The 16,924-nt window shown below is 70.4% G+C and carries 18 protein-coding genes; 14 read left to right on the top strand and 4 right to left on the bottom strand.

The features are described from left to right. Positions 1–3: 3 nt before the first annotated feature. The 10 genes from folE to lysS all read left to right on the top strand — a co-directional run bounded on the left by folE (position 4) and on the right by lysS (position 8,591). Complete coding sequence (gene folE / locus ABEA46_RS11420; RefSeq protein ID WP_345544668.1) at positions 4–591, top strand: GTP cyclohydrolase I; 588 nt, start codon at positions 4–6, stop codon at positions 589–591. After that, positions 591–1,427: a dihydropteroate synthase gene (gene folP / locus ABEA46_RS11425; RefSeq protein ID WP_345544669.1), complete on the top strand. Its 837-nt coding sequence runs from the start codon at positions 591–593 to the stop codon at positions 1,425–1,427. The genes folE and folP overlap by 1 nt, the downstream gene beginning before the upstream one ends. Further along, positions 1,400–1,783, top strand: coding sequence for a dihydroneopterin aldolase (gene folB / locus ABEA46_RS11430; protein ID WP_345544670.1), 384 nt, complete (start codon positions 1,400–1,402; stop codon positions 1,781–1,783). Before folP ends, folB begins: the two co-directional genes overlap by 28 nt. Beyond that, entirely contained in the window at positions 1,780–2,334 is a 555-nt protein-coding gene (gene folK / locus ABEA46_RS11435) for a 2-amino-4-hydroxy-6-hydroxymethyldihydropteridine diphosphokinase (protein ID WP_345544671.1), read from the top strand. Before folB ends, folK begins: the two co-directional genes overlap by 4 nt. After that, positions 2,331–2,825, top strand: coding sequence for a DUF3180 domain-containing protein (locus ABEA46_RS11440; RefSeq protein WP_345544672.1), 495 nt, complete (start codon positions 2,331–2,333; stop codon positions 2,823–2,825). The genes folK and ABEA46_RS11440 overlap by 4 nt, the downstream gene beginning before the upstream one ends. Further along, the gene (locus ABEA46_RS11445) at positions 2,770–3,378 is read left to right on the top strand and encodes a PH domain-containing protein (RefSeq protein WP_345544673.1); all 609 of its coding nucleotides are present in this window, start codon (positions 2,770–2,772) and stop codon (positions 3,376–3,378) included. Before ABEA46_RS11440 ends, ABEA46_RS11445 begins: the two co-directional genes overlap by 56 nt. Then, positions 3,375–5,090, top strand: a complete 1,716-nt coding sequence (locus ABEA46_RS11450) for a PH domain-containing protein (protein ID WP_345544674.1) — start codon at positions 3,375–3,377, stop codon at positions 5,088–5,090. Before ABEA46_RS11445 ends, ABEA46_RS11450 begins: the two co-directional genes overlap by 4 nt. Beyond that, complete coding sequence (locus ABEA46_RS11455) at positions 5,087–5,800, top strand: DUF2520 domain-containing protein (protein ID WP_345544675.1); 714 nt, start codon at positions 5,087–5,089, stop codon at positions 5,798–5,800. Before ABEA46_RS11450 ends, ABEA46_RS11455 begins: the two co-directional genes overlap by 4 nt. Next, positions 5,797–6,642, top strand: coding sequence for a pantoate--beta-alanine ligase (gene panC / locus ABEA46_RS11460; RefSeq protein WP_345544676.1), 846 nt, complete (start codon positions 5,797–5,799; stop codon positions 6,640–6,642). The genes ABEA46_RS11455 and panC overlap by 4 nt, the downstream gene beginning before the upstream one ends. Before the next feature lie 434 nt (positions 6,643–7,076). Then, entirely contained in the window at positions 7,077–8,591 is a 1,515-nt protein-coding gene (lysS, locus tag ABEA46_RS11465; protein WP_345544677.1) for a lysine--tRNA ligase, read from the top strand. An 8-nt stretch (positions 8,592–8,599) separates the two neighbouring features. On the opposite strand, the gene ABEA46_RS11470 is transcribed toward lysS, so the two are convergent. Further along, entirely contained in the window at positions 8,600–9,844 is a 1,245-nt protein-coding gene (locus ABEA46_RS11470) for a DUF4192 family protein (RefSeq protein WP_345544678.1), read from the bottom strand. 121 nt (positions 9,845–9,965) lie between these two features. Here ABEA46_RS11470 and ABEA46_RS11475 point away from each other — a divergent pair, with 121 nt between their 5' ends. The 3 genes from ABEA46_RS11475 to ABEA46_RS11485 all read left to right on the top strand — a co-directional run bounded on the left by ABEA46_RS11475 (position 9,966) and on the right by ABEA46_RS11485 (position 12,587). Then, positions 9,966–10,160, top strand: a complete 195-nt coding sequence (locus tag ABEA46_RS11475; RefSeq protein ID WP_345544679.1) for a hypothetical protein — start codon at positions 9,966–9,968, stop codon at positions 10,158–10,160. A gap of 95 nt (positions 10,161–10,255) precedes the next feature. Then, positions 10,256–11,722, top strand: coding sequence for a cardiolipin synthase (gene cls, locus ABEA46_RS11480; protein WP_345544680.1), 1,467 nt, complete (start codon positions 10,256–10,258; stop codon positions 11,720–11,722). 124 nt (positions 11,723–11,846) lie between these two features. Then, on the top strand, positions 11,847–12,587 hold the full coding sequence (locus tag ABEA46_RS11485) for a hypothetical protein (RefSeq protein WP_345544681.1): 741 nt from the start codon (positions 11,847–11,849) through the stop codon (positions 12,585–12,587). A gap of 63 nt (positions 12,588–12,650) precedes the next feature. On the opposite strand, the gene ABEA46_RS11490 is transcribed toward ABEA46_RS11485, so the two are convergent. The 3 genes from ABEA46_RS11490 to ABEA46_RS11500 are packed head-to-tail and all read right to left on the bottom strand — an operon-like array spanning position 12,651 to position 14,127. Further along, entirely contained in the window at positions 12,651–12,881 is a 231-nt protein-coding gene (locus ABEA46_RS11490; RefSeq protein ID WP_345544682.1) for a helix-turn-helix domain-containing protein, read from the bottom strand. Then, the gene (locus tag ABEA46_RS11495; RefSeq protein WP_345544683.1) at positions 12,878–13,501 is read right to left on the bottom strand and encodes a hypothetical protein; all 624 of its coding nucleotides are present in this window, start codon (positions 13,499–13,501) and stop codon (positions 12,878–12,880) included. The genes ABEA46_RS11490 and ABEA46_RS11495 overlap by 4 nt, the downstream gene beginning before the upstream one ends. Further along, a complete protein-coding gene (locus ABEA46_RS11500; protein ID WP_345544684.1) occupies positions 13,501–14,127 on the bottom strand; it encodes a hypothetical protein in 627 nt (208 codons plus the stop codon). The genes ABEA46_RS11495 and ABEA46_RS11500 overlap by 1 nt, the downstream gene beginning before the upstream one ends. Positions 14,128–14,339: 212 nt before the next feature. Here ABEA46_RS11500 and ABEA46_RS11505 point away from each other — a divergent pair, with 212 nt between their 5' ends. Next, positions 14,340–16,865, top strand: coding sequence for an ATP-dependent Clp protease ATP-binding subunit (locus ABEA46_RS11505; RefSeq protein ID WP_345544685.1), 2,526 nt, complete (start codon positions 14,340–14,342; stop codon positions 16,863–16,865). Positions 16,866–16,924: the final 59 nt, after the last annotated feature.

Raw genomic sequence — 16,924 nt, forward strand, 5'->3', positions numbered from 1 at the left:
CCCGTGGCCGTCGACCGTGAACGTGTCGCCGCTCTCGTCCGCGAGCTCCTCGAGGCGATCGGCGAGGATCCTGAGCGCCCCGGCCTGAGACAGACCCCCGAGCGCGTCGCCGACGCGTATGCGGAGTTCTTCGCGGGCGTCGGGGCGGATGCCGCCGCGCCGCTCGCGCATACGATCTCGGTGTCGCGCGGCCCCGCCCCCGACACACTGCCCTCGGGTGCCGTGATCCTGCGCGACGTGCTGTTCCGCTCGGTGTGCGAGCACCACCTGCTGCCGTTCCGCGGTCACGCGCACCTCGCGTATCTGCCGGGCGAGCAGGTCGTCGGACTCGGAGCGCTGCCCAAGGTCGTCGAGATCCTCTCGTCGCGCCCGCAGGTGCAGGAGCGCCTCGGCGAGCAGATCGCGGATGTGATCGCGGCATCCCTCGACGCCCGTGGCGTTCTCGTGGTCCTCGATGCGACGCACGAGTGCGTGACGATGCGCGGCGGTCGCCAGACCGATGCCTCGACGGTGACGATCGCGGCACGGGGCGCGTTCGCCGAACCGGCGGCGCGCGCAGAGATCGTGGCCCTGATCGGGGCGGGCCGCTGATGGTCGCGCTGATCATGGGGATCGTGAACGTCACGCCAGACTCGTTCAGCGACGGCGGACGATATGCGGATGCCGACGACGCCGTGGCGCACGGGCTCCGGCTGCGCGCGGAGGGCGCCGACATCCTCGACGTGGGCGGCGAGTCGACCCGGCCCGGCGCGGAGCGCGTCGATCCGCGCGTCGAGCAGGATCGCGTCATGCCCGTGGTGCGCGCCTTCGCCGAGGCCGGCATCCCGGTGAGCATCGACACCATGAACGCGTCGACCGCGGTCGCCGCCGTCGAGGCCGGCGCGCGGATCGTCAACGACGTGTCGGGCGGCCTCGCCGATCCCGACATGCTCGCCGCCGTCGCGCCCACCGGCGCCGACATCGCGCTGGGGCACTGGCGCGGTCACTCGACCGACATGTACGCCCGCGCCGAGTACGCCGACGTGGTCGGCGAGGTGGTGGCCGAGCTGCGCGATCGCGTCGCGGTGGCGGCATCCCTCGGCATCGCGCCGTCGCGCGTGATCCTCGATCCCGGTGTCGGCTTCGGCAAGCGCGGCGACCAGAACTGGGCAGTGCTGCGAGGCCTCGACCGCCTGGTCGGACCCGGGTCACGCGTGCTCGTGGGGACGAGCCGCAAGCGGTTCCTGGCCGAGGTGCTCGACGACGACCGCGCCGAGGTCGGCGAGGTCCGCCGCGATCTCGCCACCGCGGTGACGAGCGTGCTCGCGGCGCAGGCCGGTGCGTGGGCCGTGCGCGTGCACGATGTCGCAGGTACGCGCGATGCTCTGACGGTGGCGCGCAGCTGGGAGGAAGGAGCCGCATGGGCCCGCTCGACGAGATCACGCTGACCGGCGTCCGCGCGTTCGGCCGTCATGGCGTGTTCGCCGACGAACGCCGCGACGGCCAGGAGTTCGTGGTCGACGTGAGCCTGTACGTCGACACGACGGCGGCTGCGGCATCCGATGACGTCACCGACACCGTGCACTATGGCGAGGTGGCCGAGCGGATCGTCGAGCTCGTCGGCCGCGATCCCCTGAACCTCATCGAGGGCGTCGCGGCGCGCATCGCGGACGACCTGCTCCGGCACCCTCTGGTGCGGGTGGCGCGGGTCACGATCCACAAGCCGCACGCCCCGATCACGGTGCCGTTCTCGGACGTGTCGGTGACGATCACGCGCGGCGCGGTCGATGGGACGCCGGCGTGAACCGGCGGCTCGCGCAGGGGTTCGACGGCGACGTCGATCGGCTCCCGCACGCGTCGGTCGAGGCCGTCGTGGCGCTCGGCGCCAACCTCGGCGACCGCGCCGAGACGATGGCCGCGGCGATCACCGACCTGGCGCGCCTTCCGCTGGTCGACGGGGTCCGGGCCTCAGAGCCTGTCGAGTCGGTCGCGCTGAAGCCCGAGGGGCGGGATGCCGCGGCCCCCGCCTACCTGAACGCCGTGGCCGTGCTCACCACGCGCCTCGCGCCCTCGGTGCTGCTCGCCTACCTGCACGCGATCGAGCGCCGTCACGGGCGCGTGCGCACCGCGGAGCGTTCGGCGCTCGACGCCGGCTGGGAGGACCGCACGCTCGACCTCGATCTCATCGCGTACGGCGACGTCGTGAGCGGCGACCCGCGTCTGCTGCTGCCGCACCCGCGCGCCGCCGAACGCGACTTCGTGCTGGGCCCGTGGCTGGCCGTCGACCCCGATGCGGTGCTGCCGGGCGTCGGACGCGTCGACGAGGCGCTGCGCAGACTGCAGGGGGAGCGATGAAGCGCACCGGCGCGGGCGTGCTCATCGTCGCAGCGGTCCTCGGGCTCGCTGCGGGATTCCTCGTCGACCAGATGCTGACATCGGCGGGACGCTCGACGTTCACTCCTGCCGTGACCCTGCCGATCCTGCTGGTGCTGCTCGGGGCGGTCGTGATCGCGCTCGCGGTGCCGATCCGGCGTGCGACGCACGGCACGTCGAAGGCGGCCGTCAACCCGTTCCGCGCGCTGCGGATCGCGATGCTCGCGAAGGCGTCGAGCATCGTCGGCGCGGCCATCGGCGGGCTCGGCGGCGGACTGTGGATCTTCCTCGCGACGAGGCCGGTCACGCCGTCGATAGGCTCATGGGGAACGGTGATCGCGACGACCGTGTGCGGCGCCCTGCTGGTGGCCGCCGGACTCGTCGCGGAGCACCTGTGCACGATCCGGAAGGACGACGATGACGAACAGCCCGGAGATGATTCCGGACTCGAGCCGCGACTCAGGAACCACTGACACGCCGACACCCGGTGCGACGGCGCCGGGCGCCGAGTCGTTCGAGCGGATCGCCGAGCCGAAGTCCGAGAACCGGCTCGTGCTCCAGGGCGGGGTATGGCATCAGATCTCACCCAAGTACGTCACGGTGCAGCTCATCTCGCACGGGTCCTTCCTCGCGATAGTGATCGCGGCGACGCTCGTGCTCACTCTGCTGCTGCACGTCGGCTGGTGGGCGTGGGCCGTCGGAGGCGTGCTCGCGGTCATCCAGGTGTGGACCCTCGCGATCCTGCCGCGCCAGGCCCGCTCGATCGGGTACCGGCTGCGCGAAGACGACCTGGTGTTCCGCCGCGGCATCCTGTGGCAGCGGTTCGTCGCCGTGCCCTACGGCCGCATGCAGCTCATCGACATCACGCACGGTCCGCTCGACCGCGGCTTCGGGATCGCCCAGCTCAAGTTCGTGACCGCGGCGGCGGCGACCGGCGTGGTGATCCCCGGCCTCGCGCAGTCGACGGCCGAGACGCTGCGCGACCACCTCATCGCGGTCGCCGAGAGCCGGCGCACGGGTCTATGACCGCGGTTCCTGATCCCCCCGGCGGGCCCGTGGTCCCCGAGCCCGGTCCTGCGGGCGGCGCGCCCGGGCCGGCCGCTCCCGGTGCGGAGCCCTCGGTTCCTCTGCCCGCCACGGCGCCCGCCGCTCCGCCGCCGCAGCTGGTGCGCTCACCGCTCAGCGACGGCGAATGGCACCGGCTGCACCCCTTCACGCCGCTGCTGCGCGGCGGGCTGTTCCTGATCGTCGTGATCGGCATCGTGATCTCGAACCTGCGCGACCGGCTGCTCTACATCTTCCTGCCGTGGCTCGCGCCCGGGGTCGGCGACGAGGTCGTGGAGTGGGAGGAGATGGGCGGCGACCCCGTCGACTTCATCATCGCGAACAACCTCTACGTCCTGGCCGCGGTGACGGTGCTCGCCGTGCTGATCATCCTGGTCGCGGTCTTCTACACGTCGTGGCGCTTCCACACGTTCCGGATCACCGAGGACGACGTCGAGGTGCGCAGCGGCATCCTGTTCCGCACGCAGCGGCGTGCGCCGCTGGACCGGGTGCAGGGAGTCAACCTCACGCGCCCGATGGTCGCGCGCCTGCTCGGCATGGCCAAGCTCGAAGTGGTGGGCGCCGGCATGTCGGCGAACGTCAAGCTCGAGTACCTGTCGACCGCGAACGCCGAGGCGGTCCGCGCCGACATCCTGCGGCTCGCGTCCGGGCGTCGACTGGCGGATGCCGCAGCCCCCGGCGGCGCGCGTCCGGCCAGCCGCACCGCGGCACTGGGGCTCACGGTCAGCCGCGAGCTCACCGGGATCATCGAGGGCCCCGAGGCACCCGTCGCCGAGCCCGAGTCGGTGGTGCACATCCCGCTCGGCCGGCTGGTGGCATCCCACATCCTCAGCATGTCGACCGTGGGACTGTTCTTCGCGATCGTCGCGATCGTGATCGGCGTCACGCAGGGCATCACCTGGCTGCTGTTCGGCTTCGTGCCCGCGATCATCGGTTTCGGCGCGTACTGGGTGCGATCGATCTTCAAGTCGCTGCGGTACTCGATCGCACCGACGCCCGACGGCGTGCGGATCACGTACGGCCTGACGACGACGATCACCGAGATCCTGCCGCCCGGACGCGTGCACGCCGTCGAGGTGACGCAGCCGATCATGTGGCGCCCCGCCGGATGGTGGACGATCCGCATCAACCGTCTCACCGGACGCAGCGCTTCGGACGGCAACAACGACGACTTCACGACAGTGCTGCCGGTCGGCACCGTGGCCGACGTCGAACGGGTGCTGCGGCTCGTGCAGCCGGCGATGACCGATGACGAGCGCGCGCTGGTCGTGGAGCAGGGCATGTTCGGTCCGCGCGAGGGCGACCGGTTCGTCAACACCCCGCGACGCGCCTGGTGGATCCGCCCGCTGTCGTACCAGCGCAACGGCTTCCTGCTGACCGACGACGAGCTGCTCATGCGCCGCGGGGTGGTGTGGCGCAAGATCGTGATCCTGCCGCTCGCACGGCTGCAGAGCTTCGGTCTGTACCAGGGGCCGCTCGATCGCCTGACGCGCGTGACGAACGGTCGCGCGCACGTCGTGCAAGGACCTGTCACCCCCTTCCTGGCGGCGATCGACCGCGATGCGGCACTGCAGCTGTTCGACGACGTCGCGCGGGCATCGGTGCGCGCGGCGCAGTCCGATCGCACGCACCGCTGGGCGCAGGACGAGGGCGACGCGGAGGCCGGCGCATGACCCGCGACGGCCGTCTGGGCGTCGGCGTCATCGGCGCGGGCCGTGTCGGCCCCGTGATCGGCGCCGCACTCGCCGGGGCCGGGCACGCGCTCGTGGGCGTCACCTCGGGGTCTGACTCCGAGCGCGTCGAGGCGATCCTTCCCGGCGTCCCCGTGCTCGAGGCCACCGAGGTCGCGCGCCGCAGTGAGCTCGTGATCGTCGCCGTGCCCCACGACCAGCTCGAAGGGCTGGTCGCGGGCCTCGCCGACGTGGGCGCCTGGCAACCGGGGCAGCTCGTCCTCCACACCGATCCGGCGTGGGGGACAGGCGTCCTCGCACCCGCGGTCGCGAAGGGGGCGATCCCGCTCGCCGTGCACCCTGCGATCGAGTTCAGCGGAACGTCGATGGACTTCCGGGCGCTCTCAAGCGCGTATGCGGCCGTCACCGCGCCCGGGCCGGTGCTGCCGATCGCGCAGGCGCTGGCGGTCGAGCTCGGCTGCGAACCGGTGGTCGTGGACGAGTCCGCTCGGCCCGCCTACGCCGAGGCGATCGCGACCGCCCGCGACTTCTCGCGATCGATCGTGCGGCAGGCGACGGCGCTGCTCGCCGAAGCCGGCATCCCGAATCCGGGCGCCTACCTGTCGCAGCTCGCACACACGACGATCGACCACGCGCTGAGCGAGGCCGGCTCCGGGCCAGGGAGCGACCCCGCCGCTACGATCCAAGGATGATCAGCACCGTCGACGCCCTGCGGACGCGGCTCGCCGAGGTGCGCGCGGGCGCACCCGGCGCCCGGGTCGCACTCATCTCGACGATCGGCTCGCTGCACGACGGCCACATCGACCTCGTGCATCGCGCGCGCGAGGTCGCGGACGTCGTGGTGGTGTCGCTGTTCGTCAACCGGCTGCGGTTCGGTTCGCCCGCCGAGTACGAGGCATATCCGCGCACTCCCGACGAGGACGCGCGGCTGCTCGAGTCGCTCGGCGTCGATGTGGTGTTCGCCCCTGGCGCCGACGAACTCCTGCCCGACGGCGCTGCGACCACCAAGGTGAGCGCGGGCGACTTGGGCCTGCGGTACGAGGGGAGATCTCGCCCGTACTACTTCGACGGTCTGCTCACCGTCGAGGCGAAGCTGCTGAACCTCGTGCGTCCCGATGTCGCCGTGTACGGCGAGCGGGACCGCCAGCGGGTGTTCCTCGTGGAGCGCATGATCCGCGACCTGTTCTTCGATATCGAGGTCGCCACCGTGCAGACCGTGCGCCGGGACGACGGCCTGCCGGTCTCGACGCGCGTCGGCCTGCTCGAGGACCGCGACCTCGCCGCAGCCGCGCTGCTCCCCGCCGCCCTCGATGCCGCTGCGTCCAACGCCGATCGCGGGATCGACGCGTGCATCGCCGCGGCGCAGTCGACGCTGATGGGGGAGCCGCGCATCCGTCTGGAGTACCTGAGCGTCGTCGACCCGCAGACCTTCCTGCCGGCCGACGAGGGTTCTCAGGGCCGGGCGCTGGCGCTGATCGCCGCGACCGTGGCCGGCCACCGCTTCGTCGACAACGCCGAGATCTACCTCGGCTGAGGCTCCCTCGACTGAGGCCGCCCTCGACTGAGGCCGCCCTCGACGGAGGCCCGCCGAGCGGGAAGGACACCGGCCGCTCCCGCTCGGCGCACTCCGGTGGGGCGCGCCGTCGCGTCCACACGGAGTGCCGCGGATCAGGAGCCCTTGCGGGTCCGGACCGTGCTCTCTTCGACCTTCGACCGCTTCTGCTCGCGCTTCTCTTTGAGCGACAGCTGAGCCGGTTTCTTCGCCTGCTGCTTCGACATGGTGTGCTCGCTTCCCCTGTGATAGTTGGCGGGTCCGGCCGACCATAGCCCAGTTCACAGGGGAAGTCACTTCGCGCCTGCCGCCCTCGGATCCGGCCCCTGCCGGACTCAGCGGAGCCCCGAGACGGCCCTCGGTAGACTCGACGGGTCCGCGCTCTGCGGAGAACACCCCACTGAGGAGCCCATCTCGTGACCGACACGACCCCGCCCGCCGAGCCGACCGAAGAAGACGTCTTCGAGCAGAAGGCCGTGCGGCTGGCCAAGCGTGAGCGGCTGATCGCCGAGCGGGTGGATGCCGCGGGTGGGGCGTACCCCGTGAGCCTGCCGATCACCGACACGATCCCGGGTCTGCGCGAGCGCTTCGGCGACCTCGAAGCGGGCGCCGAGACCGGCGTGGCCGCGGGTGTCGCGGGACGTGTGGTGTTCAGCCGCAACACCGGCAAGCTGTGCTTCGCGTCGCTGCAGGCCGGCGACGGCAGTCGCATCCAGGCGATGGTGTCGCTCGCGGCCGTCGGCGAGGAGTCGCTGCAGCAGTGGAAGGAGCTCGTCGACCTGGGCGATCACGTGTTCGTCTCGGGTGAGGTGGTCTCCAGCCGCCGCGGCGAGCTGTCGATCATGGTGTCGGAGTGGGCCGTCGCCTCCAAGGCTGTCCTGCCCCTGCCGAATCTGCACTCCGAACTCAGCGAAGAAAGCCGCGTCCGCAGCCGGTTCCTCGACCTGATCGTCCGCGATCGCGCCCGCGAGACGGTGATCGCCCGTGCCAAGGTGAACGCGAGCCTGCGCGAGACGTTCGCGTCGCACGAGTTCATCGAGGTCGAGACCCCGATGCTGCAGGTGCAGCACGGCGGCGCGTCGGCGCGTCCGTTCATCACGCACTCGAACGCCTTCGACGCCGACCTGTATCTGCGCATCGCGCCGGAGCTGTTCCTCAAGCGTGCCGTCGTGGGCGGGATCGACCGCGTCTTCGAGATCAACCGCAACTTCCGCAACGAAGGCGCGGACTCGACGCACAGCCCTGAGTTCGCGATGCTTGAGGCCTATCAGGCGTACAGCGACTACAACGGCATCGCCGACCTCACCCAGGAGCTGATCCAGAACGCCGCGATCGCGGTGTCGGGCTCGACGACGGTCATCTGGGCCGACGGCACCGAGTACGACCTCGGCGGCCAGTGGGACCGTCTGTCGATGTACGGCTCGCTGTCGCAGGCGGCCGGTCGCGAGATCACGCCCGAGACCCCGTTCGAGGACCTCGTGGCGCTCGCCGAGGCCGAGGGCGTCGAACTGCCGCCGCACGCGATCCACGGCAAGCTCGTCGAGGAGCTGTGGGAGCACTTCGTCAAGCCCGGTCTCGTGCGCCCGACGTTCGTCATGGACTTCCCGCTCGACACCAGCCCGCTCGTGCGCGAGCACCGTTCGATCCCGGGCGTCGTCGAGAAGTGGGACCTGTACGTCCGCGGGTTCGAGCTGGCGACCGGCTATTCCGAGCTCGTCGACCCGGTGATCCAGCGCGAGCGCTTCGTCGAGCAGGCGAAGCTCGCTGCGCGCGGCGACCTGGAGGCCATGCGCATCGACGAGGAGTTCCTGCGCGCGCTCGAGCACGGCATGCCGCCGACCGGTGGCATGGGCATGGGCATCGACCGCCTGCTCATGGCGGTGACCGGGCTCGGCATCCGCGAGACGATCCTCTTCCCGCTCGTCAAGTAGCCGCATCCTCACCGCCGGAACGCCCAGTCCGGCAGATGCCCCGCCCGCACGAACGACAGCACGATCTGGGCGAGGCCGTGGTCGGGGTCGACGTCGCACGCCCGCTGGGCGTACTCGCCGGCGTGCGTCGAGCGGCCGAGCGCCCACGACAGCCAGGCGCACATCGCGAGCGGTCCGGCCAGGGCCTCGTGCGGAGCGGATGACGCCACCGCTCGCACCAGCTGCAGGGCGACGTCCAGCCGGGCCGGCGACGGCGGCTCGCCGTCGCCCCACATCCGCATCGCGAGGTGCGGCGGGTACTCCTCGCCTGACTCCCACCGCAGCTGCGCGGCCAGCGCCTCGTCGCCCTGGGCGAGGTTGCCGCTCCACTGCACGAGCGCGATGTCGCGAAGTGACGGACGCTCGAGGCACCAGACGAGCGCCGCGTGATCGTACGCGTCGAGGGCTTCGGGATCCTCGTGCAGCACGGCCTCGAAGAGCTCCGGCAGGTCGTCGAGCCGGCAGGCCGCAGCCAGGGCGCGGGGATCGACGCGGGCGTCGTCGCGGGATGCCGGCTCGGCAGCGGTCCCGCCGACCGGTGCCGGCACCGGCCCGAGGTCTGCGGTCGGCGCATGCGCCGGAGCCGGCGGCTCAGCGGGCGCGGCCTCCGCGGCGTCGGCATCGGATTCGGCTTCGGGGGCGTCGGGGCCGCACAGCTGTGTGAGGGCGCGGCGCAGTTCGCGCAGCGCCCGTGCGACACCCTCGCGCTGCCCGGGATCGGGCTCGGGGAGATCGGCGCCCGATGCCTGGTCGCCGGCGGGGAGGGGCAGATGCCCTCCGTCGTCCTCCGGCTCGAGCTCCCCGAGGCCGCGGCCGCCGGGCGGACCGTCGGCATCGAAGGCCGACGCCCATGCGTCCGCGGCCACGCAGAGCAGGTCGCCGACCCGCAGCCCGCACGCGTCGGCGCGGAACGCCAGGGCGTCGAGCAGAGCACGGTGCGGCATCCCTTCACCCCCGAAGCCGTCGTCGGTGTAGACGATCGCGGCGATCGCGTCGGCCCCGGCCACGCGGCAGACCATGCCCACGACGGTCGAGGCGACGCGGTCCACGGACGAGGCGTCGTCGGGCGGGAGGTCGAATCGCATCGCGCCGAGGCTGCGCGTACCGCCGAACGGGATCACGACGAGGCTGCGGGTGGGCCGGAAGCCCAGCAGTCGCGGGACGAAAGAGAGGAACTGTGCGGCATCCGCGGCTTTCACGATCGTGGGGGTCATGGACGACGACTCTCGTGGCGCGTGCGGTCGTCGCGTAACCCCTGTGGAGAGAGCGCGGCGGCGCGGCCGGTCCGCGGCGCCTGTGGAGAGAGCGATACCCGCACGGCGTATCCTTGAAGACATGGATTTCTGGGCTGCGGCGTTGTGGACACTTCTGCCGACCGTCCTCGTCTCGCTGATCTTCTTCTTCGTGCTGCGCAGCATCGTGCGCGCCGACCGCACCGAGCGGCGCGTGTACGCGAAGATCGACGCCGAGGAACGAGCCAAGCGCGGCCTGCCTCCCCGGGCCGCGGCATCCACTCCCTCAGACAGCTGATCCGGCGCGTCGTGCCATCGGCCGGGCGTGTCGGCCGATCCCGCTAAGGTGAGGCAACACGTCAGCCCCGGTCAGCGCTTGAGAGGCACAGCCCGATGATCACCATCACGATCGATTCGACGTGGTGGGTGCTGACGATCCTCGTCATCGACATCGTGATCCGCGTGACGGCGGTCATCGTGGTCCCGCGCAACCGACGCCCGACGGCGGCCATGGCGTGGCTGCTGGCGATCTATTTCATCCCGATCATCGGCGTGTTCCTGTTCCTGCTGATCGGCAATCCGCGGCTGCCGCGCAAGCGCCGTCGCAAGCAGGAGCGGATCAACGACTACATCCACGACACGAGTGCGTCGCTCGACTTCGGCACGCTGCGTCCCCACGCGCCGGAGTGGTTCCGGTCGCTGGTCACGCTCAACCGCAACCTCGGCGCCATGCCGCTGGCCGGCGACAACGCGGCGCACCTGATCCCGGACTACCAGGAGAGCCTCGACGCGATGGCCCACGCCATCCGCGAGGCGCGGCACTTCGTGCACGTCGAGTTCTACATCCTGCAGACCGACGCCGCGACCGACGGCTTCTTCCGCGCGCTCGAAGAGGTCGCGGCGCGCGGGGTGACGGTGCGGGTGCTGCTGGACCACTGGGCCAACCGCGGCAAGCCGTTCTACCGCAAGACGCTCAAGCGGCTCACGGCGATGGGGGCGCAGTGGCACCTGATGCTCCCGGTGCAGCCGCTCAAGGGCAAGTACCAGCGCCCCGACCTGCGCAACCACCGCAAGCTCCTCGTCGTCGACGGGCTCGTCGCGTTCACCGGGTCGCAGAACGTCACGGCTTCCACGTACAACCTCAAGAAGAACATCAAGCGGGGCCTGCACTGGGTCGACCTCATGGCGCGCATCGAGGGGCCCGTCGTGGCATCCGTCAACGCGGTCTTCCTCAGCGACTGGTACTCCGAGACCGACGAGGTGCTCACCGAGCAGATCGACCTGTTCGACGTGACGGCGGGTCCCGGCGACCTGGACTGCCAGATCGTGCCGTCCGGCCCCGGGTTCGAGTTCCAGAACAACCTCAAGCTGTTCGCGGGGCTGCTGTACGCGGCGCAGCGCAAGATCATCGTGGTCAGCCCGTACTTCGTCCCCGACGAGTCGATGCTCCTCGCGATCACGACGGCCTGTCAGCGCGGCATCCACGTCGAGCTCTTCGTCTCCGAGGAGGGCGACCAGGCGATCGTCTACCACGCGCAGCGCAGCTACTACGAAGCGCTGCTGCGGGCGGGCGTGAAGATCTGGATGTACAAGAAGCCGTTCATCCTGCACACCAAGAGCCTCACGATCGACGACGAGGTCGCGATCATCGGGTCGAGCAACATGGACATGCGCTCCTTCGGTCTCAACATGGAGATCTCGATGCTCGTGCGCGGTGAGGAGTTCGTCGAAGAGATGCGCGGCGTCGAAGACATGTACCGGTCGCTTTCGCGCGAGCTCACCCTGGCGGAATGGGAGAAGCAGCCGCTCCGGTCGACCGTGCTCGACAACCTCGCACGCCTCACGTCCGCGCTGCAGTGAGGCATCCTCTCGGGCGATCGTGACCGGCACGTTATCGAGGCACTGAGATTCCGGGCCCGATTGCGACACCATAGGGGTGACGGATGCCTCGGGGGAAGCATCCGCAGACCACGAGGAGGCTCGCATGCCCGCCCGCTCACGTTCTCTCGCCACCGGTGTCGGTCTGGCCCTGCTCGCGGTCGGTCTGCTGACGGCCTGTGCGTCCCCGGCCGGGTCCGGCTCGACGCCGACGTCCGCGGCGCCGTCGGCTGCGGCATCCGACGGCCCGGCCAAAGAGATCGACGCCGACGTCGCGTGGCTCGACGGCGGCCGCATGATCGGCCTTGTCACGCAGGGCTCATCGACCTGCATCCCGGTCGCCGGCGACGTCGCCTACACGAACGGCGTCCTCGATGTCGAGCTGCTCGACCCGCCCGAGGCGACCGCCTGCACGATGGACCTCGTGCCGCGCGTCACCCCCGTGGCCGTCCCGCCGGACGTCGACCCCACCCAGGAGCTCGAGATCCGCTTCACCGGCGACTACACCGGTGACGCCGACGTCGACGGCGTCGCCGGGCTCACCGGCGGCGGCCAGACCGACTACCTTCCCAGCGCCGGATGGACCGGCGAGGATGGCCAGTTCGTCATCCTGACATGGGGCTCGTCCTCGTGCGTGCCGGTCATCTCGGACGTTGCGCTGACCTCGCCGACCGAGGTCGCGGTGACGTTCGCTGACCCGCCCGCCGACCAGGTCTGCACCGCCGACATGGCGCCGCGCGCCGTCGTCGCCCAGGTCGAGGGCGCCTCCGACGACGCCGAGGTCACCGCCGTCCTCACCGGCGACAGCTTCGAGGGCGTGCGCGTCCCGATCATCGGCCACGACTGACGAGGATGATCCGGGATGCCGCGGACCGCGGCATCCCGGATCATGCCGGTGGGGCGACCGAGGTCAGTCCGCACGCACGAGCAGCTCGCCGATCTCGCAGTCGAGCGCGCGGCAGATCGCCGACAGCGTCGAGTAGCGGATCGCGCGGGCGCGGTCGTTCTTGAGGATCGACAGGTTCACGACCGACACCCCCACCAGCTCCGACAGCCGGGTCAGCGTCATGCCGCGCTCGTCGAGCAGTTCGTCGAGCCGGCAGTGGACTCCGGAGGGTCCTTCGTCGTCGGCGGGGCTCATACCAGCAGGTCCGTCTCGCGCTGCAGCCGAACTCCGCGGCGGAACGCCCGCCCGACGATCCCGATCGAGACGCCGGCTGCCCACGCGGGGGCGAACGTCCAGAACTGCGCGCCGAGGTCGGCTCCCACGTCCTCGGCGCCGAGCGCCGCGAGTACGCCGTTGCGGCCCAGCGCGTCGAAGAACATCACGCCTGCCGCGCCCAGCACGATGGCCCAGCCGATGACGTCGAACGCCCGCGCCGTCGCCGGCACGAAGATCCGGCCGCGCAAGAAGCTGAACGCCACGAGCATCACCGCGGTGATCACCAGCAGCGCCGCAAGGGTGCCCAGGACGATCGACAGCACGATGGCGGTGATCGAGACCGCGTTCACGCCCGACGCGATGACCGCAACCTGAGTGATGAAACCTTCCACGCCCGCAACGTCGGAGTCGAGGGTCGCCGACACAGGCGCCTCATCGACGGAGAGCCGCCACGCGATACCGTCCGGCCGGAAGGTCACGAACGCCCGCAGCACCGCTGCGACCACGACGACGACTGCCGCGAGGGCGCCGACCACGATCACCGTCACCGCGTCCGCGGTCTCGGATCGAGTGGATGCCGCATCCCGCCTCATCGTCATCACACCAGCCCCTCGGTCTCGCGCTGCAGCCGCGTGCCCAGCTGGAACGCGGTCGCGACGAGTGCGAGCGCGAAGCCCCAGCCGATCGGCGCCAGATCCAGCTGCACCAGGAAGATCCAGAACACGTCGGTGACGGCGTCGTCCGTCGCCGACAGGTGCTCGACGAGCATCGCCCGGCCCCACGCTCCCGCGAGCTGGCCGAAGAGGCCGCCGGCGATCACGAGGCACGCCACGATGCCGATCGCGGCCGGCATCGATGCGCGGAACGGTCGGCCGCGAATGAGCGAGACGCCGAGCCACCAGGCGATCGCGCACACGCCGATCGTGGCGAGTGCGGGCAGTGCGCCCTCCAGCAGCAGCATCCAGCTGACGCCGGTCGGCAGCGACGTGAAGGTCACGTCGGCGGCGGTGTAGGTGGCGGCCGTGACGTCGGCGACCCCGTCGAGCGCCTCGACGTCGCCGCCGGTGACGGGCATCGGCACTGTCGGGCTGTCGCCGAAGACGCCGATCGCGCGCTGCACGATCGCCACCAGCGCGGCGATCCCGACGCTGACCGCGCCGGTCGCGATCAGGCCGAGCGTGAATCCCTCGGCGCGCGAGACGTGAGCGCGCGGTGTCGAGTGCATGACCATCCTCGTCTCCATATCGATAAACGTTGTTATCGAAAAACGTTAAACCCTGTGGATGCCGCGGCGCAACCCTTCGACAGGCTCAGGGGCCGTGCGCGCTGTCGATATGCCCACGGCGAACATCGCCGTTCGGTCGGGGCCTGCTGGCTACCCTCTTTGTAAGGCGCAGTGGGTCACAAGCGACCCGAGGCGCCCCGGAGGAGTGAACGATGTTCGAGAGATTCACCGACCGTGCCCGTCGTGTGGTCGTCCTCGCCCAGGAAGAGGCGAAGATGCTCAACCACAACTACATCGGCACCGAGCACATCCTGCTCGGCCTCATCCACGAGGGTGAGGGCGTCGCCGCCAAGGCCCTCGAGAGCCTGGGCATCTCGCTCGACGCCGTGCGCGAGCAGGTGCAGGACATCATCGGCCAGGGTCAGCAGCAGCCGACCGGCCACATCCCCTTCACGCCGCGTGCCAAGAAGGTGCTCGAGCTGAGCCTCCGCGAGGCGCTGCAGCTCGGCCACAACTACATCGGCACCGAGCACATCCTGCTCGGACTCATCCGCGAGGGCGAGGGCGTCGCCGCCCAGGTGCTCGTCAAGCTCGGCGCCGACCTCAACAAGGTGCGCCAGCAGGTCATCCAGCTGCTCTCGGGCTACCAGGGCAAGGAGCCCGCGGGTGTCGCCTCCGGCGCCGGCGAGCAGACCCAGGGCACCACGCAGGGCGGCTCGCAGGTGCTCGACCAGTTCGGCCGCAACCTTACGCAGGCCGCGCGCGACAACAAGCTCGACCCGGTGATCGGGCGCGAGAAGGAGATCGAGCGCGTCATGCAGATCCTGTCGCGCCGCTCCAAGAACAACCCCGTCCTCATCGGTGAGCCCGGCGTCGGAAAGACGGCGGTCGTCGAGGGCCTGGCACAGGCCATCGTCAAGGGCGACGTGCCCGAGACGCTCAAGGACAAGCAGCTGTACTCGCTCGACCTCGGTTCGCTCATCGCCGGTTCCCGCTACCGCGGTGACTTCGAGGAGCGCCTCAAGAAGGTCACCAAGGAGATCCGCACGCGCGGCGACATCATCGTCTTCATCGACGAGATCCACACCCTCGTGGGTGCCGGTGCCGCCGAGGGCGCGATCGACGCGGCCTCGATCCTGAAGCCGCTCCTGGCTCGTGGCGAGCTCCAGACCATCGGCGCCACCACGCTCGACGAGTACCGCAAGCACTTCGAGAAGGATGCCGCCCTCGAGCGCCGCTTCCAGCCGATCCAGGTCGCCGAGCCGAGCCTGCCCCACGCGATCAACATCCTGAAGGGTCTGCGCGACCGCTACGAGGCGCACCACAAGGTGCAGATCACCGACGGCGCGATCGTCGCCGCGGCGAACCTCGCCGACCGGTACATCTCGGACCGCTTCCTGCCCGACAAGGCCATCGACCTGATCGACGAGGCCGGCGCCCGCCTGCGTCTGTCGATCCTGTCGAGCCCGCCCGAGCTGCGCGAGTTCGACGACAAGATCGCCAAGGTCCGTGAAGACAAGGAGCGCGCCTCCGAGGACCAGGACTTCGAGAAGGCCGCCGCGCTGCGCGATGAAGAGAAGTCGCTCCTCGCCGAGCGCCTGCGCCTGGAGAAGCAGTGGCGCTCGGGCGACGTCGCGTCGCACGCGGTCGTCGACGAGGGCCTGATCGCCGAGGTGCTCGCCCAGGCGACCGGTATCCCGGTCTTCAAGCTCACCGAGGAGGAGTCGAGCCGGCTCGTCTTCATGGAGAAGGCGCTGCACCAGCGTGTCATCGGCCAGGAGGAGGCGATCGCCGCCCTGGCGAAGACGATCCGCCGCCAGCGCGCCGGCCTCAAGGACCCGAAGCGCCCCTCGGGCTCGTTCATCTTCGCCGGCCCCACGGGCGTCGGAAAGACCGAGCTCGCCAAGGCGCTCGCCGAGTTCCTGTTCGACGACGAGGCCGCGCTGATCTCGCTCGACATGTCGGAGTTCGGTGAGAAGCACACCGTCTCGCGCCTGTTCGGTGCCCCTCCCGGGTTCGTCGGGTTCGAAGAGGGCGGCCAGCTCACCGAGAAGGTGCGCCGCAAGCCGTTCTCGGTCGTGCTCTTCGACGAGATCGAGAAGGCACACCCCGACATCTTCAACTCGCTGCTGCAGATCCTCGAAGAGGGTCGCCTCACCGACGGTCAGGGTCGCGTCATCGACTTCAAGAACACGGTCATCATCATGACGACGAACCTCGGTTCGTCGGCGATCGCCGGCGGCCCGGTGGGCTTCCAGGTGGAGGGCGACCAGGGTACGACCTACGAGCGGATGAAGGGCAAGGTCAACGAGGAGCTCAAGCGCAACTTCAAGCCCGAGTTCCTCAACCGCGTCGACGACATCATCGTCTTCCCGCAGCTGAACAAGGACGAGCTGCGCCAGATCGTGGGCCTGTTCACCAAGCGCCTCGGCGAGCGGCTGCTCGACCGCGACATGACGCTCGAGCTGTCGGATGCCGCCAAGGACAAGCTGATCGAGATCGGCTTCGACCCGACGCTCGGCGCCCGCCCGCTGCGTCGTGCCATGCAGCGCGAGGTCGAGGACCGCCTGTCGGAGAAGATCCTGCACGGCGAGCTGAACCCCGGCGACCACGTCAAGGTCGACGCCCAGAACGGCGAGTTCGTGTTCGAGCACGGCCCGCGCGGCGAGAAGGTCGCCGTGGGCGTCGTCCACGGCGGCGAGATCACCGCGACGCCCGACCTCGCAGCCAACTCCTGAGCGCCTCGTAGCGCGAGAGACGAAGAGCGGATGCCGGCGGCATCCGCTCTTCGTCGTTC

It is taken from the genome of Microbacterium jejuense (genome assembly GCF_039544225.1).
GTDB classification, from domain to species: domain Bacteria; phylum Actinomycetota; class Actinomycetes; order Actinomycetales; family Microbacteriaceae; genus Microbacterium; species Microbacterium jejuense.